Origin of the sequence: Alkalibacterium indicireducens, from assembly GCF_039522005.1 — a bacterium.
Lineage (GTDB): Bacteria > Bacillota > Bacilli > Lactobacillales > Carnobacteriaceae_A > Alkalibacterium > Alkalibacterium indicireducens.
In genome coordinates this window covers 1-1,129 of the sequence record NZ_BAAADA010000226.1, presented here as the reverse complement: position 1 = coordinate 1,129, position 1,129 = coordinate 1, and the positions used below count along the sequence as shown (strand labels likewise).

1 protein-coding gene is annotated in these 1,129 nt (G+C 43.6%); it reads right to left on the bottom strand.

The features are described from left to right. Positions 1–1,129: IS1634 family transposase (locus ABFX15_RS12065; protein ID WP_346025639.1), on the bottom strand; the 1,129-nt coding region annotated here is incomplete at both ends.

Sequence of the window (1,129 nt, the reverse complement as noted above, 5' to 3'; positions counted from 1 at the left end):
CTTCTTCGTAATCTCACCCACTCGTACTGCACTGCCTGGATTTTCAAATGCCTCAATGACATCCAATTCGTCCAGTAATTCCTGCATCGTATAATTTTTATACAGCCCTTTTTCGGACATCTGCTTTTTGATGTACGATAAATAGATCAATGCAATAAACTGCACGAATAATTTTCCTTCAAGCGAACTTTCTGATGAAACGGCTGTGCGCCGTAAATTCAACCGTTCTTTAAGATTTCCAAAGGCTTTCTCAACGATGTCTTTGTTACGGTACAAATCTAAAGCGGCGATGGGATCCTTGATTTCATTGCTGATGAGGGCAAAGAATCCGTAGTCTTTTTCCGCTTGGGTAATGGCTTTTTGTTTTGGGGTTACCTTTGTCCCGCGTTTTGGTGTTGAAGTGATTTCGAAGTATTTAGCGTACTGCTTTTCGTGTTCTGCTTTGCGGTTCCCGGAAACTAGTTCTGCTTCGAGCCGATCAAGAAGCGCATTGAAACGGTTCTCGTGCTCCAGTGCTTTTTCACCGCTAAAATAAAGATGCAGGTACATCCGCCGTTTCCCTTCAATCACATCGCCTTTGTACGGGCGTTTCTGTGAATACTCCCAGTCTATCGTTGCAGTATGGCTGTAAAGTTGGTAGCTGGCATTGTAATTAGCGCGTGTGCGGATGTTATCTCGAACCTTGTTCAGTTCTTCCTGCACGTATTTCAGGGATACTTTTGTGGCCATCAAAAATTTCAAATGATTTTGGTACAAGGCATCGATATTTTCCTTGCTGTAAAACCCTCGGTCCATTACGAGTTTGACCTTGCTAAAACCAAGATTGCCTAGATCGGCAAGCAAGTGCTTCACTGTTTTGACATCGCTTATATTGCCTGCTAACTTGCGGTAGTAAAACGGTAAGCCAGATTCTTCACCAAACAACAAAGCAAGATTGATCTGCGCAAGCGGATCGTGGTCCTTGTTGATACCGTATTTGACTTGCTTAAGAGACTCTGAATAGGAGGAAACACTGGTAGTATCATAAGCCCAATATTCATTCTCCGTCCGTCGCTTAGCCTGCAGGCTGAAAAAACGATTTTTAGCTTCTTCCGTAACCGAGGCAAACAGATCGCTGCTTCTTTGCGAG